Annotated in this window: 19 protein-coding genes; 7 read left to right on the top strand and 12 right to left on the bottom strand. The window is 41.4% G+C overall.

Annotation, left to right across the window (positions count from 1 at the left end; all coding sequences use genetic code 11):
• Positions 1-13: 13 nt before the first annotated feature.
• From HUJ21_RS16220 to HUJ21_RS16195, 6 genes are all read left to right on the top strand, one after another.
• Positions 14-2,083, top strand: coding sequence for a tetratricopeptide repeat-containing sensor histidine kinase (locus HUJ21_RS16220; protein ID WP_291371621.1), 2,070 nt, complete (start codon positions 14-16; stop codon positions 2,081-2,083).
• 253 nt (positions 2,084-2,336) lie between these two features.
• Positions 2,337-2,738: a hypothetical protein gene (locus HUJ21_RS16215; RefSeq protein ID WP_291371619.1), complete on the top strand. Its 402-nt coding sequence runs from the start codon at positions 2,337-2,339 to the stop codon at positions 2,736-2,738.
• Positions 2,739-2,840: 102 nt separating this feature from the next.
• A complete protein-coding gene (locus HUJ21_RS16210) occupies positions 2,841-4,229 on the top strand; it encodes an arginine decarboxylase (RefSeq protein ID WP_291371618.1) in 1,389 nt (462 codons plus the stop codon).
• A 487-nt stretch (positions 4,230-4,716) separates the two neighbouring features.
• Positions 4,717-5,796, top strand: coding sequence for an efflux RND transporter periplasmic adaptor subunit (locus HUJ21_RS16205; RefSeq protein ID WP_291371616.1), 1,080 nt, complete (start codon positions 4,717-4,719; stop codon positions 5,794-5,796).
• A 44-nt stretch (positions 5,797-5,840) separates the two neighbouring features.
• Positions 5,841-8,996: an efflux RND transporter permease subunit gene (locus HUJ21_RS16200; RefSeq protein WP_291371614.1), complete on the top strand. Its 3,156-nt coding sequence runs from the start codon at positions 5,841-5,843 to the stop codon at positions 8,994-8,996.
• Positions 8,997-9,008: 12 nt separating this feature from the next.
• Positions 9,009-10,487, top strand: a complete 1,479-nt coding sequence (locus HUJ21_RS16195; protein WP_291371612.1) for an efflux transporter outer membrane subunit — start codon at positions 9,009-9,011, stop codon at positions 10,485-10,487.
• A 155-nt stretch (positions 10,488-10,642) separates the two neighbouring features.
• Here HUJ21_RS16195 and HUJ21_RS16190 read toward each other — a convergent pair whose 3' ends face one another.
• From HUJ21_RS16190 to HUJ21_RS16180, 3 genes are read right to left on the bottom strand one after another with little or no spacing between them, the layout of a single operon-like run.
• The gene (locus HUJ21_RS16190) at positions 10,643-11,173 is read right to left on the bottom strand and encodes a hypothetical protein (protein WP_291371610.1); all 531 of its coding nucleotides are present in this window, start codon (positions 11,171-11,173) and stop codon (positions 10,643-10,645) included.
• A gap of 21 nt (positions 11,174-11,194) precedes the next feature.
• Complete coding sequence (locus HUJ21_RS16185) at positions 11,195-12,481, bottom strand: hypothetical protein (protein ID WP_291371608.1); 1,287 nt, start codon at positions 12,479-12,481, stop codon at positions 11,195-11,197.
• Between the two features lie 13 nt (positions 12,482-12,494).
• Positions 12,495-13,073 carry a YceI family protein gene (locus HUJ21_RS16180; RefSeq protein ID WP_291371606.1) on the bottom strand — a complete coding sequence of 193 codons (579 nt, stop codon included), beginning with the start codon at positions 13,071-13,073 and terminating at the stop codon, positions 12,495-12,497.
• A gap of 1,080 nt (positions 13,074-14,153) precedes the next feature.
• Here HUJ21_RS16180 and HUJ21_RS16175 point away from each other — a divergent pair.
• Positions 14,154-14,693 (top strand): outer membrane beta-barrel protein, encoded by a 540-nt coding sequence (locus HUJ21_RS16175; protein WP_291371605.1) that lies wholly within the window; start codon positions 14,154-14,156, stop codon positions 14,691-14,693.
• A gap of 73 nt (positions 14,694-14,766) precedes the next feature.
• Here HUJ21_RS16175 and argJ read toward each other — a convergent pair whose 3' ends face one another.
• From argJ to HUJ21_RS16130, 9 genes are all read right to left on the bottom strand, one after another.
• Positions 14,767-15,978 (bottom strand): bifunctional glutamate N-acetyltransferase/amino-acid acetyltransferase ArgJ, encoded by a 1,212-nt coding sequence (argJ, locus tag HUJ21_RS16170; RefSeq protein WP_166151209.1) that lies wholly within the window; start codon positions 15,976-15,978, stop codon positions 14,767-14,769.
• 13 nt (positions 15,979-15,991) lie between these two features.
• Positions 15,992-17,035, bottom strand: a complete 1,044-nt coding sequence (gene argC / locus HUJ21_RS16165) for an N-acetyl-gamma-glutamyl-phosphate reductase (RefSeq protein ID WP_291371602.1) — start codon at positions 17,033-17,035, stop codon at positions 15,992-15,994.
• Positions 17,025-18,227, bottom strand: coding sequence for an aspartate aminotransferase family protein (locus HUJ21_RS16160; RefSeq protein ID WP_291371600.1), 1,203 nt, complete (start codon positions 18,225-18,227; stop codon positions 17,025-17,027). The genes argC and HUJ21_RS16160 overlap by 11 nt, the downstream gene beginning before the upstream one ends.
• A 2-nt stretch (positions 18,228-18,229) precedes the next feature.
• On the bottom strand, positions 18,230-19,054 hold the full coding sequence (gene argB / locus HUJ21_RS16155) for an acetylglutamate kinase (protein WP_291371598.1): 825 nt from the start codon (positions 19,052-19,054) through the stop codon (positions 18,230-18,232).
• Positions 19,055-19,242: 188 nt separating this feature from the next.
• Complete coding sequence (locus HUJ21_RS16150) at positions 19,243-20,007, bottom strand: PhzF family phenazine biosynthesis protein (RefSeq protein ID WP_291371597.1); 765 nt, start codon at positions 20,005-20,007, stop codon at positions 19,243-19,245.
• Between the two features lie 15 nt (positions 20,008-20,022).
• Positions 20,023-21,474: a potassium transporter TrkG gene (locus HUJ21_RS16145; RefSeq protein WP_291371595.1), complete on the bottom strand. Its 1,452-nt coding sequence runs from the start codon at positions 21,472-21,474 to the stop codon at positions 20,023-20,025.
• A 2-nt stretch (positions 21,475-21,476) separates the two neighbouring features.
• Positions 21,477-22,823 carry a Trk system potassium transporter TrkA gene (trkA, locus tag HUJ21_RS16140; protein WP_291371593.1) on the bottom strand — a complete coding sequence of 449 codons (1,347 nt, stop codon included), beginning with the start codon at positions 22,821-22,823 and terminating at the stop codon, positions 21,477-21,479.
• A gap of 110 nt (positions 22,824-22,933) precedes the next feature.
• Positions 22,934-24,934: an alpha-amylase family glycosyl hydrolase gene (locus HUJ21_RS16135; protein WP_291371591.1), complete on the bottom strand. Its 2,001-nt coding sequence runs from the start codon at positions 24,932-24,934 to the stop codon at positions 22,934-22,936.
• A 138-nt stretch (positions 24,935-25,072) separates the two neighbouring features.
• Positions 25,073-26,508 (bottom strand): Ca2+-dependent phosphoinositide-specific phospholipase C (locus HUJ21_RS16130; RefSeq protein WP_291371589.1); only part of this gene is annotated, 1,436 nt, incomplete at its 5' end.

Here is a 26,508-nt window from a genome sequence, read left to right as displayed (position 1 = left end):
ATTTTGGTATCCTATGAAAAAATTTTCCCGGCTTACATTTTTTGGCTGTAATACTTTATTTCAAGGCTGTATAGCAGTTACAATCCTGATTGTTTTTGTGGGTTGTGCAGAAAAAGAAGAATCATACCAACCCTTATCCCCAAAAACTTCGGATATCCTTGATAAATCAAGTAACCTGTTAAACAGCGGGCAATTCAGAAATTCCTTAAACTTTATAGACAGCGCCTACCGGCATATAGAAGATAAAGGCACACTGGATTTATGGGAGAAATACAACTTTTTGAGCAAAATTTATCTGACCTATGACATTGACCTGGACAAGTCCAAGCAATATCTGGACAGCATGTTTTGGCTTTTGGAAGACAGCAGGCATATTTATGAAAAAGAATACGCGCAGACAAAATTTTTGGAAGGAGACTGGTATAAAGCCAAAAAGCAATTTAACAGTGCCTTTGAAAGCTATTTTGAAGGCAGGGAGTTCGCAGGCCAGAATCTAAGCAATTGCCTGATCAGCAACCTCACCTACCAAGTGGGACTTTTCCGGTACCAGCAAAATAAATTTGAGGAGAGCCTTCCGTACTTCAGACAGGCAATCCGGGAAAATGAAGATTGTTGGGGAAATGGAATGCTGGACCAAAATCTCTATTTTCCGCAGATGTACCGCAATACTCTTGCGCTGAGTTTTGAGAAAATGGGTTTGCTGGATAGTGCCGTTGTCCATTACCAAAAGGGGATCAATTTTCTTGAAAATGCTGAAAATAAGTATCCCGGAGAAAAACACTTTATCAGTCTGGCAAAAGGTGTCTATTTTGGAAATCTTGGTGGTGCACTGGCTAAATTGGGACAAGACAAAGAAGCTGAAAAATTTCTTAAAAGAAGCATTGCCATCAATTCCAGACCTGAATATGACAGAAGAGATGCCCAAACATCCAAGGTAAAATTGATCGAACTTTTGATTCGTCAGAGCCGACTGGATGAAGCCCGGACTTATTTGGATCAATTGGATGTAGAACTTACCGAGGCTGAGGTCAAAAACCGTAGCTATATTAATACCCTTATCCAATTGAACAGGGTAAAGGGGGAATATTTTCAAAAATCCGGAGCATCTGACAGGGCCTACCATTTTTTAAAAGACTACTATCATTTGAGGGATTCCATTGAAAAAGTGGATGAAGAACTCCGGCTGGTAGACATGGAGGAATCCTATGAAAATGCAGCCCAACAATATCAACTCTCTATCGTAAACCGAGACAACCATATCAAAAATATTTATTTGGGTGCTGCAGTGGGATTTACGGTATTGCTGGTTGTCTTTTTGGGATTGGCCTGGAGAGGTCTCAAACGGTCCAAAAATATCAACAGGGTAATCAGCCAGCAGAATATAGAACTGCAGGAAACGCTCGGGGCACTGGAACAAAGCCAAGCGGAAAACACCAAAATCATGTACATGGTAGCTCATGATTTGAGAAACCCGATCAGCAGCATGGTCATGATGTCTGATATACTCTTATCGGATGAGCAGATTACAGGTGAGAACAGGGTTTTGCTGGAACACATTAAAACATCCTGCAACAATTCGCTTAACCTGGTATCTGAAATGATGCAATCCAACAAAAATTCGGCTGCTCTTACAAAGGAACCGGTAGAAATAGACCGGCTGTTGAATTATTGTGTGGAACTTTTGCAACACAAAGCCCAGGAAAAAGACCAAAAAATACTGCTGGAAACCATACCTGTGACAGCCTCTGTAAGCCGGGAAAAACTATGGCGGGTAATCAGTAACCTCATCGCAAATGCCATCAAATTCAGTCCAAAAGGGAAATCCATCCGGGTCAGCATGCGGAAAAAATTCAAAAAAATACTTATTTTAATAAAAGATGAAGGTATTGGTATTCCCGAAGAAATAAAAAACCAGGTGTTCGAGTGGTACACCGAAGGGAAAAGACATGGAACAGAAGGAGAAAAGCCATTTGGCATGGGCATGGCAATATCCAAACAAATCATCACTGCCCACGGGGGAAATATATGGTTTGAGAGTGAAGAAAACAAAGGTACTACTTTTTATGTTGAATTGCCCATTTAAAAATAACGAATGAATATCACTACTAAATTGTAGAGAATGAATACCAACACAGTAGCATTGAGTGCCGAATATTCCGGTTTTAAGATAACCATGTCCTAAATGTAAAGTTGTAAATACTGAACTTTTCCGCTGATTAAAAAAAGAAGCCAGGCTGGATTTAAAACGGGATATATTTTTTTCAAAATCAAAACTTTTTATCCGCATTTGGGTATAAGTAAGTGTAAATAAAAGAGACGGTAAAGTCTAAAAGAAGATGGTAGAGGAAAAGGAAATTAAAATTGAAAAAGGTCAATTCAAAGAAGTGAATTTTGATCAATTCGGAATACGCTTGCTTTCGTCAATGTCCGAAAACCCGGATGGGTATGAAGCCATTTCTTTTGAATTATCAGAAAAATGGGCTTCGCTTTATGGCTTATTGAGGGGATTAGCCGAATTGTACAAAAGCCCGGCCGCCTTTCTGACCAATAACCATCCCAATAAAAATTTCACTTTTTATTACAAGTCGACTGCGAAAAAGGAAATTTCGGCATTCTTAAAATACATTTACGAAACCCTGAACAAAGAGATGCTATTCAGAAAAGCCCTTGGTAAACTTTTAAAGACTAAAATCAGGCAAGACAAGGAAAATAAAATGCTTTTCAAAAGTTTGGGCTAAAGATTATGATCCATTTTTTCCACAAAAAATGGTTTGATTAGTCAGATTTTGGTGCAATTTTTGGATCTTATACAGACCAAATAGCAATTGCAAGCGCAAATTATGAACAATTATATCGACCTTATCCAGCAAACTTTTGATTTTCCAACCAAAGAATTTAATGTAAACAACAACCAGCTGCATTTTAATGGGGTAAATTTAATGGATATTATTAAGGAGTATGGGACACCCTTGAAACTGACCTACCTGCCCAAGATTTCCGAAAATATCCAAAATGCCAAAACCTACTTTGGCAATGCCATGCAAACACATGACTACAAGGGCAGCTATACCTATTGTTATTGTACCAAATCCTCTCACTTCAGCTTTGTGATGGATGAGGCTTTGAAAAATGGTGCACATATTGAAACCAGTTCTACTTTTGACATTCCCCTGGTAAAAAACCTGTTCAAAAACGGGAAAATTACCAAAGATACCTTCATCGTTTGTAATGGGTTCAAAAGGGAACTTTATAAACAATATGTTTCCGAATTACTCAATGAGGGTTTTACCAATTGCATTCCCGTGCTGGACAACCTTACGGAGATCGATTATTATCTGGAGCATGTAAAGGTACCCTTTAAAGTTGGTATTCGGATTGCAGCGGATGAAGAACCCAAATTTGGCTTTTATACCTCCAGACTTGGGGTCAGGTACCATGATATCATCAAATTATATGAGGAAAAAATAAAAGACAATCCCAATGTAAGTCTAAAGATGCTCCATTTTTTTATCAATTCGGGAATAAGGGATACGGCGTATTATTGGTCGGAACTGACTCGGTTCATCCAGAAATATGTGGAATTGAAAAAAGTCGCTCCTGAATTGGACACGATGGATGTAGGTGGCGGCTGGCCCATCAAAACAAATGTATTTTTTGATTATGATTACCAGTACATGGCAGATCAGATCATCAAGAATATCAAGTGGATGTGTGCCAAAAACAACACCATTGAGCCCAATATCTTTACCGAATTCGGAAGTTATACCGTAGGAGAAAGTGGTGCGGTGATATATTCCATTCTTGATGAAAAACTTCAAAATGACAAGGAATTGTGGTACATGATTGATGGGTCATTTATCACCCAGCTACCGGATAGCTGGGGTTTAAACCAGAAATACATCATGTTGGCCGTCAACAATTGGGACAAGGAATACCACAATATTTCTTTGGGCGGACTGACTTGTGACAGTATGGACTATTACAATTCCGAAGCCCATCAATTCAATATATACCTTCCCAAATTGGAGAAGGGCAGCACCCAGTACATTGGCTTTTTTCATACAGGTGCCTATCAGGAATCTCTGGGAGGATATGGGGGGATCCAACACTGCCTCATTCCTGCTCCCAAACATATAATTATTGATCGGAAAAGTGATGGAAGTATTAAACATTGGATGTTTGCCCCTGAGCAGGAAAGCAGCAGCATGATGAAAACCTTAGGATATTGATTGAGATTTTTTTCACATTTTTTTTAGGGAGGGTTTGATAACAAATCCAATCTCACACCACAAATTATTCCTGCAAAAAACAAATTCAATTGCTGGAATATGGAAATAAATAATTTGATGAGGGTTCACAATAACCCTTATCAAATTATTTATTTTTAAGAAATTTTAGGAAAAAAGTTATTTTTCAATAACCATTTTGCAAAATCCGGAAAGAAACAAATTGGATAGTGTTTATACTATCAAAAGAGATTTTTTTAGACTCCTGATATTACAATCAACTATTTTTTACCATCCAAAACATCTATTAACCCATTCATCAAAAAAATATTGGAATGCTTTTTGATATTTTAGCAATCATACCCGTCTTATCAGCCAAAAACAAATCAATAGGGCTGGAATGAGGATAAAATTTTATTTAAAAATGAGACTAAAAAATTCAAGTATTAATTATAATCTATTTCTAATACCATTATTTATAATAGGTTCTTTGGTTAATTATTCATGCGACAGCAAAGGAGAACAGGTAAAAGTGGAGACACTATCATTGCCGGTGACCACTGTGAAAAGGGATTCTGCGGTGACTACATTTGAATACCTGGGAGCTATTGAAGGCAAGGTAAATGTTGAGATTCGTCCCCAGGTTGAGGGATTACTGGATGAAATCCACGTTGACGAAGGAGACTTTGTAGAAAAAGGGCAATTATTATTCAGTATCAATTCCCTGCCATATCAGGAGCGGCTTAAAAATGCACAGGCTGCTGTAGAAGTTGAGAAAGCAAAACTAGAAAATGCAAGAATTGAACTTGAAAGACTCCAGCCTCTGATAGACCATGAGGTGATTTCAGACGTACAAATGAAAACTGCTGAATCGAACTACGAGGTAGCTAAGGCTTCGCTCGCCCAGGCCGAAGCGTTGAAGGCAACCAGCCAGATAGACGTACAGTTCACCCAGATAAAGGCTCCTGTTAGTGGGTACATAGGTTTGATTCCTAAGCGGGTGGGAAATTTGGTAGCAAAAGGAGATGATGAGCCCGTAACCACACTATCAGATATAAGTGAAATATACGTGTATTTTGCCATGAGTGAATCTAATTATTTGTTTTATAAAAAAATGAAAGAAGATTCTACTGCCCGGCGGCTTAACCCGCATGTAAAGTTAATCCTGGCGGACGGTACGGTTTATTCGGAAGAAGGGGTAATCGATGCTGATGCCGGTCAAATCGATCGGACCACCGGTGCAATTACCCTTAGGGCAAAGTTTGATAACCCAAACAAATTGCTAAGAAGCGGAAATACCGGCAAAATTATTTTGGAACAGATCCACCCTGATGTGTTGATGGTGCCCCAAAAATCCATCACCAAAGTGCAGGACAAAAATTTCGTATTTACACTGAGTGCAGACAGCACAGCGGAAAGAAAAGAGGTCCACATCAATGGCAAGGCCGGAGAGAATTTCATCATTAAGGACAGCAATATCTCTGAAGGTGAAACCATCATTCAATCAGGTGTAAATAAGGTTAAAGACGGGATGAAGGTGGAAGCCTACCAACAAACCGACCGTCCGTAGGTGATCCGATTTAGCGCAAATTAATTACTTCAACTTTTAGATGTATGATTAAGAAAATAATCGACCGGCCAGTATTTGCCTCTGTAATATCTATACTTATTGTTATTGCGGGACTGATCAGCCTAATGCGGCTCCCCGTAACCCGCTTTCCGGACATTGCACCACCCAGTGTCAATGTAAGGGTAAGTTATCCTGGTGGCAATGCGGAAACCGTAGCCAAATCCGTTCTCCTCCCTTTGGAAGAGGCCATAAATGGGGTAGAAAACATGACCTATATTCGTTCGAAAGCGACGAATTCTGGTAGAGGTAGCATCAATATATTTTTTGAACCAGGTACCGATCCGGATATCGCTGCTGTCAACGTCCAAAACAGCATATCAAGAGAAATTGGGGAACTTCCTCCTGAAGTAATTCAGGAAGGTATTTCAGTAGTAAAACGGCTTAGTGGTAACATTATGACCATTAACATTGTTGCTGAAAGTGAGGACTCTCCCTACGATGAAACTTTTATCCAGGCCTATTCCAGAATCAATGTTAAGCGTGAATTGCTGCGGGTAGAGGGGGTCGCCCAGGCTTCTTTCGTCGGAAGAAGGACCTATTCGATGCGGGTATGGCTAAATCCGGAGAAATTAGCGCTATACGGACTCGTACCACAAGATGTAACCAATCAAATTAACGATCAGAATTTTGAAGCAGCACCAGGACGCTTTGGAGAAACTTCAGAGGAGATTTTTGAAACCATCATTAAGCACAAGGGAAGATTTAGCACGCCGGAAGAATACGAAAATATTGTTATTAAATCGAATAAAGACGGATCTATCCTATACCTCAGAGATATTGCAAGAGTAGAACTTGGTGCATCTAATCTGGGTAGCGACAATACGGTCGATGGGAAACCTGCAGCAACGATCAATATTACCCAAACAAGTGATTCCAACGCAAAGCAAATCGATCAGGATATCCGCGAAGTGATGGAGCGGATTTCCAGGAATTTTCCAGAAGGAATCACTTACGACATATCCTACTCGGTACGAAATCAGATCGATGAATCAATTGATCAGGTGGTGCATACAATATTGGAAGCATGTATCCTGGTATTTATCGTCGTTTTTATTTTTCTCCAGGACTTTAGGTCTACCATAATTCCGGCGATTGCCATTCCGGTATCGTTGATAGGTACGTTCTTCTTTTTGCAATTATTGGGATTCTCAATTAACGTACTGACCATGTTTGCTTTGGTATTGGCTATCGGTATTGTAGTAGATGATGCCATTGTGGTAGTAGAAGCGGTGCACCATAAATTAACCCATGGCAAAATGCCGGCGAAAAAAGCTACGGTGGAAGCGATGAAAGAGATTTCCACAGCCATCATTTCGATTACTATAGTGATGGCAGCCGTTTTTGTTCCAGTGGGATTTATGGAAGGGCCTGTGGGACTTTTCTACCGGCAGTTCGCATATACCTTGATTTTTGCGATTCTTATTTCAGCGGTGAATGCCCTTACCTTGAGTCCTGTACTATGTGCTTTACTTTTAAAGCCTGCAAAGCCTTTTGATGATCAATCGGCCAGTAAAATGGGAAGGTTAAAACATCGGGTATTTACATCTTTTGAATCGGGATTTGAAGCTTTTACCAACAAATATGTACGCTCGGTTACTTACCTACTTAAAAAGAAATGGATACCAATTAGTGCACTTGTAGTGCTATTAGCGCTGACAATAATCATGTTTAGAAGCACACCTGGGGCATTTATTCCGGCTGAAGATGACAGTTTTCTTACTTATTCGCTCACCATGCCTCCGGGTTCCTCCTTACACAGGACATCCGGTCCAATGAACCAGGTGGACTCTATCCTTAGAAATCATCCTGCCGTCAGAAGCGTCAATAGCATTTCGGGGTTCAATGTTATGGAAAACGCCCCGAGCCCATCCTTTGGTATGGGATACATCAATCTCCACCCAATTGATGAACGCGGCGAAACCCAGGACATCAATTTGTTGATAACCGAACTAATAAATGACCTGTCTCATATTCCTGAGGCTGAGATCAATGTTTTTGCCAGGCCAACGGTTCAGGGTTTTGGAGAATTCTCCGGATTGGAAATGATCATTCAAGATAGGGTTGGAGAAAGTTTCACCGATTTTAATCAGGTAGCAGATGAATTTATTGCCACGGTCAACGATCGTCCTGAAATCGAGAAAGCATTTACCACCTTCGATGCTAATTTTCCGCAGTACCAGATGAACATTGATTACGTTAAGGCAAAAAATATGGGCGTCAGTGTACAGGATATGATGAAATCGATCCAAGCTTATTTTGGGAGATTGCAAACGGGAGATTTTAACAGGTTTGGAAGGCAGTACAGAATATTTGTTCAAGCAGATATCCCCTATCGTACGGAAAAAAAATCACTGGATGCCATTTTCGTACGTAGTAAAACAGGGGAAATGGTTCCTGTAAACACAATCGTGTCACTTGAAGAGGTAATCGGTCCGGAAATCGTAAACCGCTACAACCTGTTTAATTCGATTACAGTCAATGCTACCCCGGCAGACGGTTACAGTACAGGTGACGCCATGAATGCCATTGAAGCGGTCGCTGCGGAATTACCGATAAACTATAGTTATGAATGGACGGGTATGAGTCTGGAGGAAAAGGAATCAGGTTTCCAAACAGCCATTATTTTCATCTTGAGTATTGTATTTGTATTCTTCCTCTTAGCGGCCCAGTACGAAAGTTACCTATTGCCATTTGCTGTATTGCTATCGATTCCCTGCGGACTTCTTGGCGTTTTTGTAGCGATTAATCTGGCTGGTATTGACAACAATATTTATGTTCAGGTAAGTATCATCATGTTGATAGGCTTGCTGGCTAAAAACGCCATACTAATTGTTGAATTTGCTTCTCAGAAACGAAGGCAAGGCATGAGCATTTTTAATGCGGCGATTGAGGCTTCCCGCTTACGTATCCGGCCCATCATCATGACTTCCTTTGCATTTATAGCTGGCCTGATACCTTTAATGCGGACCGTTGGGGCCTCTGCGCAAGGCAATAAATCAGTGAGTATCGGTGCGGCAGGCGGAATGCTATTCGGCGTAATTCTAGGGATTTTCATTATCCCTACGCTTTATTTGGTTTTCCAGTATTTGCATGAAAAAACCGCCAGAAAATCACGGGAGAACATTCCTGTTGAGGCTTAAAAATTAATGAATATGTCTTTGATAAAAAACATTAAACGAATATACCTACTCCCCTTTACGGTCGCCCTATTGGTGGCTACTCTTCTTTGGGGTTGCAAATCAGGAGAAAACTACGTAAGACCTGATCTCCAACTCCCCTCTGCCTTCAAAGCCTTGCCGTCAGACCAAACTGATAGTACGGCAGCATTTACTGAAAATATAGCAGAAATAGCCTGGGAATCCTTTTTTGAGGACACTTCGCTGGTGAAATTAATAGATAAGGGGCTGAATAATAACCTGTATTTAAAACAAATTCAAAAGGAAAGTGATATTGCCAATGAAGCCTTTAAGCAGACAAAAGCCAATTTTTTCCCTCAACTTAACACCATTTTTGAAAAAAGAAACGATCGGTACTCTCAAAATTCCACTACCAGGGAGAGTGTCAAATATTACCAGGGGAAAGATACGCCTAATCAATGGTATGTAGCCAGAGCACATAACATAGCGGCAGTTCAATCGAGTTGGGAAATTGATGTTTGGGGTAAACTCCGTCGACAAAAAGAAGCCAACCGCGCACAGTTTCAACGAAGGGAAGCCATTACCAAAGCGGTTGAAACCGATTTAGTAGCGGAAATAGCAACTGCCTATTACAAACTGCTTATGCTTAAGGAACAACAGCAGGTTGCAACTTATAACTTAAGACTCAACGATTCGACATTAAGTATTGTCAAATTACAATTTAGGGCAGGGGAAGTTTCTTCCCTGGCGATAACTCAAACAGAATCTCAGAAAATGATCTCTGCCTCGCTTGTTCCGCAAATAGAGCGGGAACTGGAAATTCAAAAAAATAAATTAAACGAATTACTGGGGGAATATCCCAACGAATCCATAAACGTAAACAAAGGCCTTGGAGATACCAGATTATTAAGCGATATCTACGTAGGTCTGCCACTGGAACTGATAAAAAACCGGCCAGATGTTAATGCTGCTGAATTGGCACTGGTGGAGGCGAATGCCCAGGTAGGCGTCTCTCAAGCCATGCGCTATCCGTCTCTTTCATTGAGTGCCCAGTTGGGTTATGATGCGATTAGTTTTTCCAATGTCCTGAATCCCGGTTCATTATTTGGCGTATTTATCGGTTCATTAACTCAGCCTATCTTTCAAAACAGAAGGCTAAAAACAAGGTACAAAATTTCCCTTGCAGAACGGGATATAGCTGAACTTGCCTTCCGCGAAAAAGTGATACAGGCAGTTTCAGAAATTTCTAACGGCATGGTGACAATTGAAAAACTGGAGGAGGAATATGAATTGGCTGAACAAAGATTGATAAATGCAAGAGAGGCTGTTAAAGAATCGTATTTATTGTTCAGCAGTGGGTACGCAACTTATCTGGAGGTGATCAATGCACAAAGTAATGCACTTGAAAGTGAATTGTATATGGTCGATGTGAAAATGCAGATGCTTGTAGCAAATATTGAATTGTACAGGAACCTGGGTGGGGGTTGGAATTGATTGACAAATGGTTCGTTCTACATCTAGAATGAGAAAAGGAATACTATAGGGAAATTAGGAGCATTTGTTCCAACAACGTGAAAAAAATTCCTGTTGTATGAATTCACTACTCGATGGGTGAGATAAACAATAATACCGATAATAAAAGAAGGATTTTAAGCTGGTTCAACGTACAAGTCAATCTGAAGTTCAATGATCTCCTCTACTCTCACCAAGCCTCCCAGCCGACTGGGAGCTTCCAGTTCCAATTCTTCAAAAGACAACTGAACTTTACCTTGCAATTTCTCCCGGTTCCGGTCAAAGAACACGTTATTTAACTTCAAATCTTTACCAACAAGGTTAATGGCCAAATCTCCATAGATGTTTTTTTGACCCCGAAAAAGACGCATTACCCGTACTGCACAAACAGGATATTGATCAGCTTTCAAGGTTCGGCGAAAATCACTGTTCAATAGGAAATTGCCACAACCAAATTCCTTAACCGGTATATTAAAATCAAGACTGATATTAGGAGTATTTCCCAAATATAAGGTATCGCCAATCTCTTCCATGCCGTAGCTGCATTCAAAATCACCAATAGAAGTTTTTCCCTTTACGATGATTTCTTTTTGCTGGATGATAAAAGCCTCCTTTTGAAGGCTTCCCATCCACAGGATACAGCAAAATAAAAGACTGGCGATACGCATGATTTAATGTAATATAAAAGATTAAAACCCTATGACACCTTCAATCATCAGTCCATTGAACTTACCACCATTTCGTATATCGGTAGCGGCAAAGTCCTCATAATTTTGGCTTACATACTCTAATTTAGCTAAAATATTTTTGGTAATAAACCAGCCTCCTCCGATCTGCACCCGGGAGATGGAAGGTTCCAGTCCATTGGGCATTTCTCCGCCGACCTGATTGTACCTGCCCGCCAGGTAAAACTTATCCATTGCACCAAACCGGTAAACGGCATCCAGGCCAACCTGATTCCAGGTCCTGTCTTCAGATTCATTGGCAGCCTTCCCTTTGGATTGCTCCAGGGTACCAAATAATTCCAGCCCCTGAAATTCAACAAATGGATTTAGCACCAATGCAGTGACATTGTCCCGCATACCGGGATTAAAACGACCGGAGGTAAAATTACCTGAAGTAGATGCAAGGGTATTTTCCATGGCCAGATAATACCTGGACCCTGCCCTGTCACCTGACCAAAGGGTATTGTTTACCGATCCGGCGGTGGTATAAACAGATCCGGTTAGCCTCAGCCTTACATCATTTTCAAGGGTCTTATCATATCCAAGTTTCCCGATAAATGAAGGCTTTCTCCGGCTAGGATTGGTTACCCCACCCTGGATTTCACCACCAGTCATGGAGGCGACTGCCAGAAAACCATTGTCTTGAAATATGACTTCAGCACCTATTTCTGTAGCAAATGCATCCATGATATAATTGCCTACAAAAGGGTTGTAAAAGGCATTTCCATTATCCGATCTCCTGTAGTGAGAATCACCGTAATTGATCTCCATATGACCCACTTTAATGGTCACTTTTTCCATGATTTGGTCGAATACAGGGCTGTTCAAAAAATGGAGCTTGTCAAACTGCAGGTATCCTCCTTTAACCCAGGTCTCGGGGTGGTGCCTGGAGGAAAGGTAGGTGATCAAATTCAGGCGTATCCCATCGGCCAGCGCCACATCAATGTTCAGATTAGCGGTGGCCAGGTTAAATCCCGAGCCTATATCCATTAGTTGGTTGGTATTGACACCATTTTCATTCATCACCGGGTTAGCGGAATTTTCATGGCTTAGGGATTGAAACTGTTGGGCAAAAGCCCCTCCAATCCTTACCCTAACCCCATCAAAGGCCACGGTATCTGCTTTTCCGGTTTCAAATACATTGATACCTCTCTGGTCGTAAGCTCTCCAAAATTGCATGTCCCGCTGCTGGGCCATGCTTCCAAAAGACCATAAAATGGCTGCTGTGAGTAATATAATCTTGTTTCTCATGATAATAAAAGTTTTAATTTACTGGGTTAAGATTCAAATCAATCGTTATCGTCATTTCATCGCCGGTCTTGATCGTTCCAAAAACAGCGGTGGGGGGATCCACTTCAAAATCAGTCAATTTTATCTGGGCGGATCCATTTACCCTTATTTCATTTCCATCGGGTGATACACTTAATTGAAAGGGCACGGTCCGTGTTTCGCCAGCAATCTGAAGCCTTCCAGTAGCTTTCCAGTCATTGCCCCCATCCTGGTTGGCCTCAAGCAGTGTAAAGGAAATGTTGGGATGATCACTTTCTTTAAGGGCCTTGTAGGCATTGTTATCCATTTGGCCTTTCCCGCTTTTTAGGGAGGCTACAGGCATGGAAAACCTGGCTGAACTTATACTGGTTACTTTTCCGGCAGAAATTCTCAGGGATGCAGTCCCTTCTGCTTTTGAGGAAACCATGTCCCAGTCATGAAGAGTGGAAGTACCGGAAACTTTCATTTCTGGCTTTCCAGAAATTTCATAGGACTGTTGGGCAAATGCCTTGGTGGAGATTACTCCTGCAGTAATCATTACCAACAACAGGAAATTCTTTAAAATGTGACGCATAATTGTATGGTTTAGGCCTAAAATCTCAGTATTCTATGGATAAAAACCCTGATTGTTTGTTTTGATAGGTCAAAGGTAAAGAGTAGTTCATTTCTAAAACATGAGCAAAGTCAGTAAAAAATATGATCTAATTTTGGGTCTTAAAAGTGTGTACCGCACTACATTTATTCCTTAATCCGAACCAGGGCATATCATATTACAAGAAGTTTCTTACAAACTCAGGAAAGAAAAACACTTAAATATGCCTTAAGCATGCCTATTCCTAAATATTGACGCAGGTGCCAGCTTATTAATCGGAACGCTTCAAATTTCAGTCCGCACCCTACCGATGAAGTATTTTTTAAATGTCTGTAAATCAATTCATTGAAAAAAAAAAAATTCTCATCCCGATTTCTGCGTTTTTCAAAAGATTAGGTATGAGAAACAATCTAAAAGCACCTTCAATTAAAAAAAATGAGCTGGGAAATCACAAAAAATAGATGATAATAATTATTAATTAGTTAGTTGTGTCAGTTAAAAAAATAAGCTATGAAATAGAATTTCATAGCTTAAGTCAATTAACAATAAACCCAAAATAACCAAGTTGTAAAAGAAGGATTTGAACCTCCCATGAAACTAATCATCTCCGGTCCCTTTAATAAGGTATTACAAGTTTAAATCCCTTTGATTTAATAATACAAAGATATAGAAAAAATATTATTTTAAAAAAGAAAGACTGTCTTTTTATAAAAATTTACTTTAATTAATTTTTTTCCCCGAAAAATTACGGATCATTCAATCTTGAACCTAAAAAATCCTTTTGTTTTAACAATATTATATTTCGTTACAATAGATATTTAATGGTTAAATAATACAATATTTTAATAATTTAAAAAAACCATCTTCATTGATTAAATTATCCTTCCCATACCATTATCCATTGACTTAGCGAAGCTGCCATTTAAAATTAATTCTCCACCATTCAAATTTTACGTAAAAACTGCATCATTAGGACCTCAAAACTCAAAAAAGGGTACAAATACCCATTTTTTCGTATCTTTAAATTTACGTATTGAATATTTTCATTTCTATACCTGAAAAATGACCAAACCATTCATTATAGCTGTGCTTTTATTGCTGCTTTCATGGAAAAGCATGGCACAAGAGGGTACAAACCAAATAAATATCGGATTCGATGCAGGGATAACCCTGAACGAATATTATCAGACTCAATTCCCTGCAGGTTTTGGTGCGTCCCTAAAGGGACTTTATGGACTGGGGCTAAACGGCCAGGTTTCCCTGACTGGAAACTACCTGTATTTTCCATTGGACCCGGCTTATATTTTACCGGCTGGTGAAAATCTATCACTTCATCTAATCCCAGTTTTGGCCGGTTACCGGTTGAATTTTGAACCTTTTTTCTTTGAACCCCAATTGGGTGGCACCCTTTTTATCAACCATTACAAAAACGAACCCAATACTTATTCTGAAAGTAATTTGGAATTCACTTTTGCTGCAGAATTAGGCTATATATTTAACAATGTAGAGTTGGGTATACGTTACCAACATGCAGGGCCCGCTCCTTTTCAATTGGCTTTATTAGGCATTCGGGCAGCTTATATACTTCCTATAGGGCTTTAATCAATTCCTATTAAAAAAACCGGTAGAAATATATCCCTACCGGTCTTAGTATATTTTAAGGGATACAAAAAAATCAGGTCGTGTACACAGAATTGAACATGACATAATCGGTGGTAAGGTCAGATCCCCAGCCCACTGCCTCTTGCTTACCGGTGTTGAGTTCCAGGCGAATTTTAACATGGGATTCCCTCAGCAATTTTTTCATGTGGTTTTTGTCAAAAGAGGTGGGGTTACCCCTTTCCAATACCAATACCTGATTGTTTGCATCTCCAAGATATAGATTGGCTTTTTTGTAATTAAAACTTATGCCAGCATTTCCACAGGCAGCAATGATTCTTCCCCAATTCGGGTCCCTGCCAAACATGGCTGTTTTTACCAAGGTAGAATCCGAAATTGCCCTAACCAATTTCATGGCTACATTTTCAGATATGGCTTTGCAAACTTTATACTCAATAAATTTCGATGCTCCTTCTCCATCGGAAACAATCAGCTTCGCCAGATGAATCAATATCTCCTGTAATTTTTCTTTGAAAATCAGAAACAGGGGATCAGTCTCGCTGGTCACTTTTTTGTTTCCTGCCATACCATTGGCCAGTATAGCTACCATATCATTGGTAGAGGTATCTCCATCTACCGTTATCATATTGAAAGAGCGATCTACACAATATTTAAGGGTCTTTTGCAGGAGCTTTTCATCAATGGCAATATCAGTAGCCAAAAAACTTAGCATGGTGGCCATATTGGGATGGATCATTCCTGATCCTTTGGCAATCCCACCTATAGAAATGGTATTTCCCTCCCATTCAAAATCCACAAAGCCTTCCTTGGCAAAGGTATCAGTAGTCAAAATGGCATTGGCCAAAAAAGAACCTGCCTTGGTATCATTGGATAATTTGGGAACGGTAGATTTTATCCCTTCCACGACTTCATCTGTCGGAAAAGGTTCCCCTATCAATCCGGTAGAAGCAACAATCACATCATCGGGTGAAATATTCAGGGCCTCTGCCACGGTATCTGCCATGGCTTCGGCTCCTTTGCGACCCTGCTCGCCTGTACAGGCATTCGCATTTCCCGCATTACATACAATCACCTGAGCTTTATTGTTTTTCAGATTTCTTTTGGTCACTTTAATGGGCTCAGCCTGCACTTTATTTTGAGTTAAAGTAGCCGCAGCCGCAGCCGGTACTTCAGAATAGATCAAAGCCAGATCCCTTCTCATGGATTTGATCCCCGAATGGGCTCCCCAACACTTGATCCCCTTTACACTGGTAATATTTTTTATCATTCTTTCTATGCTTTTATGGTTGCATGGGTACCTGATTCAAACCGGTGGATTCCTCCAATCCCAGCATGAGATTCATGTTGTGCACGGCTTGTCCGGCAGCCCCTTTAACCAGGTTGTCAATCACAGTCACTACAATCGCTCTTTTGGTCCGGTCATCCCAAAATGGATAAATATCGGCATAATTGCTTCCCCGAACCTCCTTGATGGAAGGGGCCTGATTTCTTAGCCTTACAAACGGCTTGTTGTTGTAAAAATCCTGATACATTTTATCAAGTTTTTCCTGATTCATCGCTCCTTCTACACTAATGTAGGCTGTTGCCAAAATACCCCTGTCTACTGGTAATAGATGTGGGGTAAATTGTAAATAAACCGATTTTTTCAGTAAAAATGAAAGCTGTTCCTGAATTTCCACCGTATGCCGGTGATTGCCAATACCATAAGCTTTGAAATTATCATTGACATTTGAGAAATGCGTCGTATTACTGGCTTTAACCCCCGCACCTGTGATTCCTGACTTGGCATCAATGATTGCTCCTTTGGCATCCACTTTCCCGCTTTGAAACAAAGGGGCAAGGCTCAAAATAGAAGCCGTTGGATAACAGCCGGGATTCGCCACTAAGGTAGCCGACTTTATGCGTTCTTCATGCAATTCAGGCAAGCCGTAAACAGCATGTTCAAATCCCCCGGGGTATGTGTGATTTTTTTTGTACCAGTCTTCATAAACCTCCGGAGTTGAAAGCCTGAAATCTCCAGATAAGTCGATGATTTTTACTCCGGAATCTTGCCAGCGTTTTACAAATTCCATGGAAACCCCATGTGGAAGGGCCAAAAAAATCACATCCAAACCAGCCACATCCACCTCATCCGCACTGATCAGTGTAAGGTCTAAAATTCCTGAAAATTGTGCGTGAAGATCAGAAAATTTTTTCCCCTGATGAGATTCAGAAGTGATACTGACAATCTCTATTTCCGAATGATTGACCAAAATCCGGGCCAGTTCAGAACCCGTATATCCAGAAGCACCTATGATACTGGTTTTATATTGTTTACTTTTCATTTTGCTCTACAGATATTATGATTGCTTTTAATTTGTCCAGAACCTTTACCAGGTCTTCTTCCGGAATATTTAGTGGTGGAACCAGGCGCAACACGGATTCTGCGGTGGCATTGGCAATGACGCCATCTTCCATCAGGGCTTTCACAATGGGCGCAGCTGGTCGGTCCAACTGAATGCCGATCATCAATCCTATACCTCTTACTTCCTTGATCATAGGATGATCCTTTGACCAGGAACGGACGATGCTCATTAACCAATCCCCTTTGTCCTTAGCTGCCTGACAAAGGTTTTCATCCAGAATGGTTTTGATGGTAGCCAGTGCAGCAGCCGACGCAAGGGGATTGCCGCCAAAAGTGGTTCCATGGTCTCCAAAATCAATGGCTGCACCTACTTTTTCATTACAAAGGAAGGCTCCTACGGGCATCCCACTGCCGAGGCCTTTCGCCAAAGTCATGATATCCGGCTGAACGCCAAAATGATCCTTGGCAAAAAGATGGCCTGTCCGTCCAATTCCACATTGAATTTCATCAAAAATCAGAAGTACATCATTTTCATCGCATAATTTTCTTGCAGCCTGCAGATAGGCCTTTTCGGCTGGAATAATACCTCCTTCTCCCTGTACAGGTTCCAGGATGACTGCTGCGGTATCGGGCGTAATGGCATTCTCTAAAGCCTTGATGTCATTGAAATCCACTTGTACAAAACCGGTTGGAATGGGCGCAAAACCCTTTTGATATTTTGCCTGCCCGGTGGCGATGGTTGCCAGGGTCCGGCCATGAAAAGAAGTTTTCATAGAGATGATTTCTCCCCCTTTTTGCTTTTTTGAAGCATACTTTCTCGCAACCTTAATCGCTCCCTCCACTGATTCAGCACCACTATTGGTTAAAAATACGTAGGACAAACGACTCAGGTCTACCAGTAATTTACTGAGTGCGACCTGCGGAGGACTCACGAAGAAATTGGAAATATGCATCAATTCGCCTGCTTGGTCGCAGATAGCACTCACCACCTTGGGATGGCAATGTCCGAGATTATTTACCGCAATTCCTGCAAGCATGTCAATATATTCCTTTCCATCCGCATCCCAGACCCTGCTACCCTTTCCTTTGATAAGTGCTAACGGGAAGCGCTTAAAAGTAGGTAAGTAATGTTTTTTATCTTCCTCATATAAATATTCATTCGAAATCTGCATGTTTATTGAGTTATGGTTGTTCCTATAGTTCTTTGATTGATAATATAATCTGAAATCTGATCGGGCTGTGTGCCATTTAAAATGACGGCTTTCTTTACACCTGCTTCTAAAGCTGCCACACAGGATTCAATCTTTGGTATCATCCCACCTTTTATCGCTTTACCATAATATTGTGGAATGGTTTTTAGATTGACTTCTTTCAGAATAGAGGCAGGGTCAGGGTAGTCCAGGTATAGGCCATCCACGTCTGTGAGTACAATATAAGCATCTACTTCCATAGCTGCTGCAATTTTTCCTGCAAATACATCCCCATTGATATTGAAATCATGGCCTTTTTCGTCTGAGGCAATACAGGTAATCACAGGAGTAAAACCATTATCAAGTAAAATTTTTAACAACAAAGGGTTTACGACTTTTACATCCCCTACCTGCCCAAGGTCCACCTGACTCTCTTCACCTGCCTCATTGCGTGCCAGGTGCCATCTTTTTTGCGCTATGGCCAGTTTGCCGTCCTTTCCGGAAAGGCCTACTGCCTGCAAGCCCTGCCGATTGAGCAAATTTACCAACGAGCTGTTTACTTCTCCTTTCAGTGTTTTTTCTATACAGCTCAATGCTTCCGGGCTGGTATGTCTGTGGCCATCAAAAAATTGTGAGGTTATACCTGCATCTTCCAAAGATTTGTTGATAAAAGGACCTCCTCCATGAACCAAAATCACCTGGACGCCATGATTTTGCAAGGTTTTTATTTTTTGGGCAATGGCTTCTTTTAATTCCTGGTTGACCATTGCATTCCCACCATATTTGATGAGAATCTTTCGGTATTCCATTATATTTTAATTTGGTTGAAATTCGATTTAAAAAAACATTGCAAAATAAAAAAGCAATAATTATACCAAGGAAAAAAATTTATATCGAAAAGAGGATAAAAAATAAATTGATTAGAATATTTTTATCCATTATTCAAATAATCAAAAACTTAAAAAAATTACTGACATCCTGTCATCAGGAAACTTCTCTATTTTTCGATCTCATAAGTACCCGTCAGGATAACCTCTTCTTCTGCCAATTCAACGAAGAAGCGCCCACCTCTGGGACTCAACTGATGAGCTGTCATGTTTTTCTTATTCAATTTTTCAGACCAATAGGGCACAAGAAGTGCGTGGGAAGATCCGGTGGCATGGTCTTCCAGTTGCTGCACATGGGGCACCAGGGTCCGGCTTACAAAATCAACCTGATCCCCTTTGGCTGAAATGGCATAACCAAATATATCTGACTGTCTCAGTCGGACAAAATCGGGTTGCATTTGGGCTACTGCTTCTTCGGAGTCTGTTATGATCAGGTGCTTGTTGGCTGTTTTATACATTTCCAAAACCGGGATTCCCAGGCCATCGAGAATGGCTTGGGGAGGATTTATTTTCTCAAGCACAGGAATCGCCTCCAGATGCATGGAAAACCTTCCCCCGGCAAACTTCACCCCAATAACGCCTCCCTGAAAATGAAGCTTAACTTCACCCGTAGCATTTTTTAGTGCCAGAAATATGCCTGCAGCAGCTGCACCATGCCCGCAAAGACCAATTTCTTCATCCGGTGCAAACCACCTGACGTTGTATTTCCCTTGGGTATCCTGAAACAGGAAGGAGGTTGCGGGCATACCAATTCTGGAAGCTTGCTCTTGCATTTCCTTCTCTTTCAATGCAGTTAGGGAAAGCACAACAGCAGCAGGGTTTCCCCTAAAACCCAACTCAGGTGCAGTGAATACAGCAATTACAGTCGGTTTCATAAGTTTGTATGTATTTTAGTTGGCACGCCAAAAATAGGGAGTAAACAATACCAAAATGGTAAACAGCTCCAATCTTCCCAATAACATCAAAAAACTGAGAAATAATTTCGAAAAGGGGGAAAAAAAGGCAAAATTATCCACTGGGCCCACCCTGCCAATGGCCGGCCCCACATTTCCAAGAGAAGTAGCTACAGCTCCAAAAGAGGTAATCATGTCGTAACCAGCAAGAGACATCACTATGGATCCCAAAACAAATATCATGAGGTAGAGCAGTAAAAAATTCATGATATGGGTGATGACTTTACCCGTGACCCGCTCTCCATTGATTTTTAATGGCACCACGGCACGGGGATGTACTATGCGCTTGAATTCCAAGGTGGAGTTTTTTACAAAAGTTAGGTGCCTGATAAACTTGATTCCTCCACTTGTAGAACCGGCGCAGGCACCAATAAAAAGCATCATAAAAAAAATGACCGTCAAACCATTGCTGTAAGCGGTATAATCTGCTGTTACATAGCCTGTAGTTGTTATCAGGGAAACTACCTGAAACATGGCTTCCCTTAAGATCTTCTCCGGATTGCCTGGTACCAAATAATAAATGGCCATCGCAATCGCTATAATTAAAGCTAATAATGATATCAAATAAGCTCTAAATTCATCACTGGCCCAAATCCTCTTAAATCTGCCTTTAAAGGCAAAATAGAGAAGCGTAAAATTCGTGCCTGCCAGAAACATAAAAAGGATGGCTGTATACTGGATTAGGGGATTATCAAAATACGCCATGCTTGCATTTTTGGTAGAAAATCCCCCTGTAGACATGGTGGTCAGCGCATGATTCATGGCATCAAAAAAAGACATTCCTTCAAGATAATACAATACTACGAGAAGAACTGTCAAGCCTACATATATGTACCAGAGCCGCTTGGCCGTTTCCCTAATCCGGGGATGGACTTTATCAGACGTAGGACCTGGTGATTCAGCAACAAACAGCTCAATCCCCCCAATTCCCAAAAGAGGGAAAATGGCCACCGTTAAAACAATGATTCCCAGGCCTCCTATCCATTGGGTCATACTCCGCCACAATAGAATTCCCTCCGGAAGTTGCTCAATATCCGTTAAAATCGTTGCACCAGTGGTGGTAAACCCTGACACGGTTTCAAAAATAGCGTCTGACACCACGGTAATACTTCCACTAAAAATATATGGCATCATCCCAAACACGGACATAATGATCCAACTCATGGCCACAATCATATATCCCTCCCGCTTTCTGATATTTTGATCCTGCTTGGCAAAGGAATAAAAGAATGTCCCCCCTACAACGAGACAAATCAACGAGGAGCCAATTAGCGTTATCTGGTCACCGCTTCGGTAATAATAAGAAAAGGCAATACTTGGAGACATCAGGACACCAAGGAGCATCATCAGCCCTCCCATTACTTTTAGAATAGCCTTGTAATGGATCATGGTCAATTAAATAGTTTTTCCAAAACGGGCTTGGCTTCAGGAAGTGCCAAAACGATGGCTTTATCATTTAGCTTTAACTGGAATTCCCCATCAGGAATAAACACTTCCTCTCCCCGGATTACTCCCGCAACAATAGCCGAATTTGGAAAATGGAGGGCTTTAAGGTTCTTTTTGGTCAGCCGGTTATTTTTTGTCACCAGGTATTGCACAAATTCTGCTTCCACGCCATGAATTCCGGATACCGCCTCTACCTTTCCTTTGGTCAGATAGCGGCTTACGTGATTGGCCGCCACCAGTTTTTTATTGATCAGGGAATCCACCCCTATGCTATGCGAAATATGGATATATTCCCGGGTATCCACATGGGCTATGGTTTTATATACACCATGGTTTTTGGCACTCAGACTGGTAATAATATTGGTTTCTGAGCTATTGGTTAGCGCCAAAAATCCATCCATGGTCTCCAATCCCTCCTCAATCAGTAGATTGATGTTTTTGTAATCCCCATGAATTACCAGGGTAGCATCCAGCCTTTCAGCCAGCCACTTACAGCGTTCTTTATCATTGTGGATAAGGGTGATACCATATTCATGTTCCAATTCTGTCGCTGTAGAATAGGCCAGGTCATCTCCCCCAATCAGCATCAGGCTATGTATTTCTTTCTCCTTATGCCGCACCAATTTTTTGACAGTATCAACGGACTTGTTATTGGAAATAAAAAAGACGTGGTCATTATTTCGGATATAGGTATCCCCTCTTGGAATGAGGGTCCTGTGGTCCCGTACGATGGCAATGATACGAATATCTTTAAATATCGGATCAGTAGCAGCATCGGACAGCTTTTTATTCACCAATGGTGAATTGTATTCCAGGGTTATTCCCACCACGCTCAATTTACCCCCTTCAAATTCGATAACATCAGAAAAAGTAGAACGTTTTATCAAACGCGAAATTTCCTTGCTGCACAGCATAGATGGAGAAATAATGGAATCTATGCCCAGGTTTTCGAAGTATATTTTATTTTCAGGATATAAATAATCGTGGTTTCGAACCCTGGCGATTACCTTCCTTGCACCCAATTGCTTGGCCAAGATGGCGGAACAAATGTTCGTCTTTTCAGAGGTAGTGACCGCCAGCATGAGTTCAGCATTATGGATATTGGCCTTTTTCAGGATATCTATGGAAGCTGAGTCCCCCTCAATGGTCAGTACATCTAGTCGGGACCCAATATTGTCCAGAACATCTTTGTCCAAATCGATCAAAATGATGTTCTTGTTTTCGTAACAAAGCTGTTCCGCCAGGTGGTACCCCATATCTCCTGCTCCCGCAATCACAATATTCATTGCCATAGGCTAACTTTCTACAATCTGGTCACAATATTAGGTAAAAAAGATGCAAGACCAATACTTATTTCTTAATTTTCCAATATTTTGTGTTTTCGCCAAATAAAAATTGGAAATCAATCGATTCTTTCAAAAACCAAAGCAGTCCTGTTGGTCATATAAATGCTGAGCATCTGATTTTGGTCGGTAAAGTAAGTCATTTTACCATCAATTCTTCCAAATCCGCCAAATTGAGGGTCATCAGAATTCAAAATTAGCCTGTATTGACCCATCGCAGGTGCTCTGAACTTGTAATCGGGAATGGAGTCCTGGGGATTAAATGAAACCGCAAATAAAAGCTCATTTCTCCGATATATCAATACCTTGTTTTTGGGATCAGCGTGGAGTTGCTCAGCGAAAGGGCTGGGAAGGATGCGATGCTTCTTTAACATGTGAACCATGGCCTTGTCCCAGTTTTCCAAAAACCTGTATTTGAGTTTTGGGTCTTTGGCCAGGCTCCATTGCCTGCGGGCGTATTGAAAACTCCAGTTATTGCCTTCTCTGGGAAAATCAACCCACTCGGGGTGTCCAAATTCATTTCCCATAAAATTGAGATATCCTTCACCCCCCAGACTACTGGTAAAGATACGGAAGAGCTTGTGCAAGGCTAGCCCCCGGTCAATGATGATGTTATCATCTTCAACCTGCATGTGAAAATACATTTCCTTATCCATCAGCCAGAAAGCAATGGATTTATCACCCACCAGTGCCTGATCGTGTGATTCTGCGTAGGCAATGGTTTTTTCCTTATACCTGCGGTCACTCAATTCCTTCCAGAATTCCAGTACATCCCACTCTTCATCCTGCTTTTCCTTTAAAGTCTTGATATAGAAATCCGGAATGCCCATGGCCATGCGGTAATCAAATCCAACTCCTCCTTCTTCCGGATTCCTGCACAATCCCGGCATGCCACTGACTTCCTCAGCAATGGAGATGGCTCCGGGTTTAACCTCATGAATCAGGGCATTTGCGAGTTGCAAATAAATGATAGCATCCCAATCCACATCTTTATGGAAATACTTCTCAAAATGGTCAAAGGTGATTAATCCATGGTGGAAATACAACATGGAAGTAACTCCGTCAAAGCGAAATCCATCAAAATGAAATTCTTCCAACCAGTATTTTAGGTTTGAAAGCAAAAACCGCTTGACCTCCCATTTGCCATAATCAAATAATTTGGAGTCCCATACTTCGTGATAGCCCCTGGGGCCTGAGTGAAAATAGTGGTGGTCCGAGCCATCAAATTCATTGAGTCCTTCGGAAACATTCTGAACTGCATGTGAATGTACCACATCCATGATTACGGCCAGACCCATATCATGGGCTTTATTGACCAGGTACTTTAAGTGCTCCGGCGTACCAAACCTGCTGGAGGGACAGAAAAAATTGGATACGTGGTATCCAAATGAACCGTAATAGGGATGCTCCATTATTGCCATCAACTGAATGGCATTGTATCCCAGTTTTTTTATACGGGGCAAAATTTTATCGGCAAAATCCAGATAAGTACCAACGGCTTCCTCTTCCTGCCCCATGCCTACATGGCACTCATAAATAAGTGGCCCCTCTTTCTGATAACGCATAAAAAAATCATGATCCGTCCATTCAAACGGCCGGTCAGGAAACCAGAGTTGCCCTGAAAAGTCCTTGTTGGCCTCATCCTGAACCACACGCCTGATATACGCCGGAATACGGTCCCGGGCAGTACCTCCTCCCTGCACATGAACTTTGATCAGGCTTTGATGAACAAAGCGATCCTTATAGGATTCAAAAGGCAGAAAAATCTCCCAAACCCCCCATTGGTTTCTTTCCATTGGATGAGAAGTCCGGTCCCATTCATTGAACTCTCCGATTAAAAACAGGGCATCGGCCTCCGGTGCCCATTCCCTGTAAACCCAACCGTGTCGATGGGGATCGAAATTAATTCCAAAATACTCATGGCCACTGGCAAATGCGGAAAGGCTTCCGTCCACATTCACCAACTCCTCTCTGGCCAATTGAAACCTCACCCACCTTTGATATATTTCTTCCTTGTAATCTTCCAACCAGGGGTCTTCTTCAACTATCTTTAGTTTCATTTTTATATTTTTTTATGCGGTGAGATGAAAACTCGCATGTTGCACATTTATCCCACCTGTGACTTTCTAGTCCGGCCTGTTTGCCTCAGTCAGGATCAATTATAAAACTGTTTTAGACCTGATAATCCTCCAATTCAATCAGGGAACTACCGGGAAACCCTCCGATTTCCAAAGATCTATTCCCCCTTCCAGATGGTAAACATTTTTAAACCCGGCATCCATCAGCTGTTCGGCTGCCCTGGCACTTCTACCTCCTACCTTGCAATACACCAAAACGGGTCTTTCTTTGTCAAGATCAAGTTCTTCTATTTTTTGTTGAAAACCTTCTTGCAGGAAATCAATATGACTGGCACCGGTAATGATCCCTTCATCTACTTCTGCCTGCGTACGAACATCCAGAACCAATGGATCTATTTGGGCCTCTGCCAAAGAAAAGGTCTGAGGGTCCAAGCCAATTACCCCTTCATTTCCTTCACCGAAAGTGAAGTTTTCAAGGTTGTTTCCAGTATTGAAAGGATTGATCCTGGTATATCTTGAATTTTCAAATACTACCTGATACCTGCTATCCCACCTTTGATCAGGAATGTAGTAGTCCGTACTTATCAGCTGAGCTCCGCTTTCGAATGCTTTATTCCTTCTCTGTGTGTCGTTGGTTCTGGCTTCCTGCGTATCGGCATCCGCCCTTGTTCTTACCAAATAACCCTTTTCCACCAAGTCCCTGATTTGCGCTTGCTGGCTTACTGGATCATTGAGAATAAAGATCCCTGCCATAGGGTGGTCTTCGGCTACCGTTACAAAAAAAACACCACCCTCTCGGGCCTCCAGTGTGGACAAATAAGCTTCCTGCTTCTTCGCTTTTTCATCTAGAATCCAGATAAACTTACCTTTGGCCTCCTCAAGTTCGGGCCAGCCATTTGTTGTGATTGCCGTCCTCAGGTCGGGCTGACTACCCTTTACATCTGCTGGTCTGATTAACTTATCCTTTCCCAGATGATAAAAAATGGCCTGATCCAATGCCTGAAAAGCCTGTTTGTCAAAAGGAAGTGCCTCGGTCAAGCCCTTTTCCGGATAATTCTGATCCTTGGCATTCAGGGTAATAAAAACGGGGAGATGGTTTGGATGCAGGTCTGACCAACTTTTCAATTCTTTCAGGTAATCCTCTAACAAGGGGTGGTGACTTCTGTAGTCAATATCCTGCACGTGAAAAACCTTAAATCCGGGGGTGCCAAAATCCGGATCAATTGCTTCTCCGGTCATCTTTACCCCCAAAGGCTTACTAAACCTAGCACCTTCCGGATCATGGTAGACATCCAATTCTAACAAACGCAAGCCCATATCCAGTTGTTGCCAAATGCCTGGATGGCTGTAATCCAGGCTGGCCGCCAGACCGGGGTTTTCTGAACTGATTTGATCCATTATGACCTGGGGAATAGCTTTCTTGTAGCTATTGTGGCTTCCAATAAATTGGATATGATTGATTCTAACAGGTTCCGGCAGCTCAGTTGGTTTTTGTCCACATGAGCAAATGATAGAAAAAACAGCAAAAACAAGGAGTCTGAAATACATTTTATCCG

The sequence above is a fragment of the Cyclobacterium sp. genome, from assembly GCF_014762705.1.
In the GTDB taxonomy this organism is placed as follows: domain Bacteria; phylum Bacteroidota; class Bacteroidia; order Cytophagales; family Cyclobacteriaceae; genus Cyclobacterium.
Note: the sequence above shows the minus strand (reverse complement) of the source record. Positions and strands in the feature narration are given on the sequence as shown.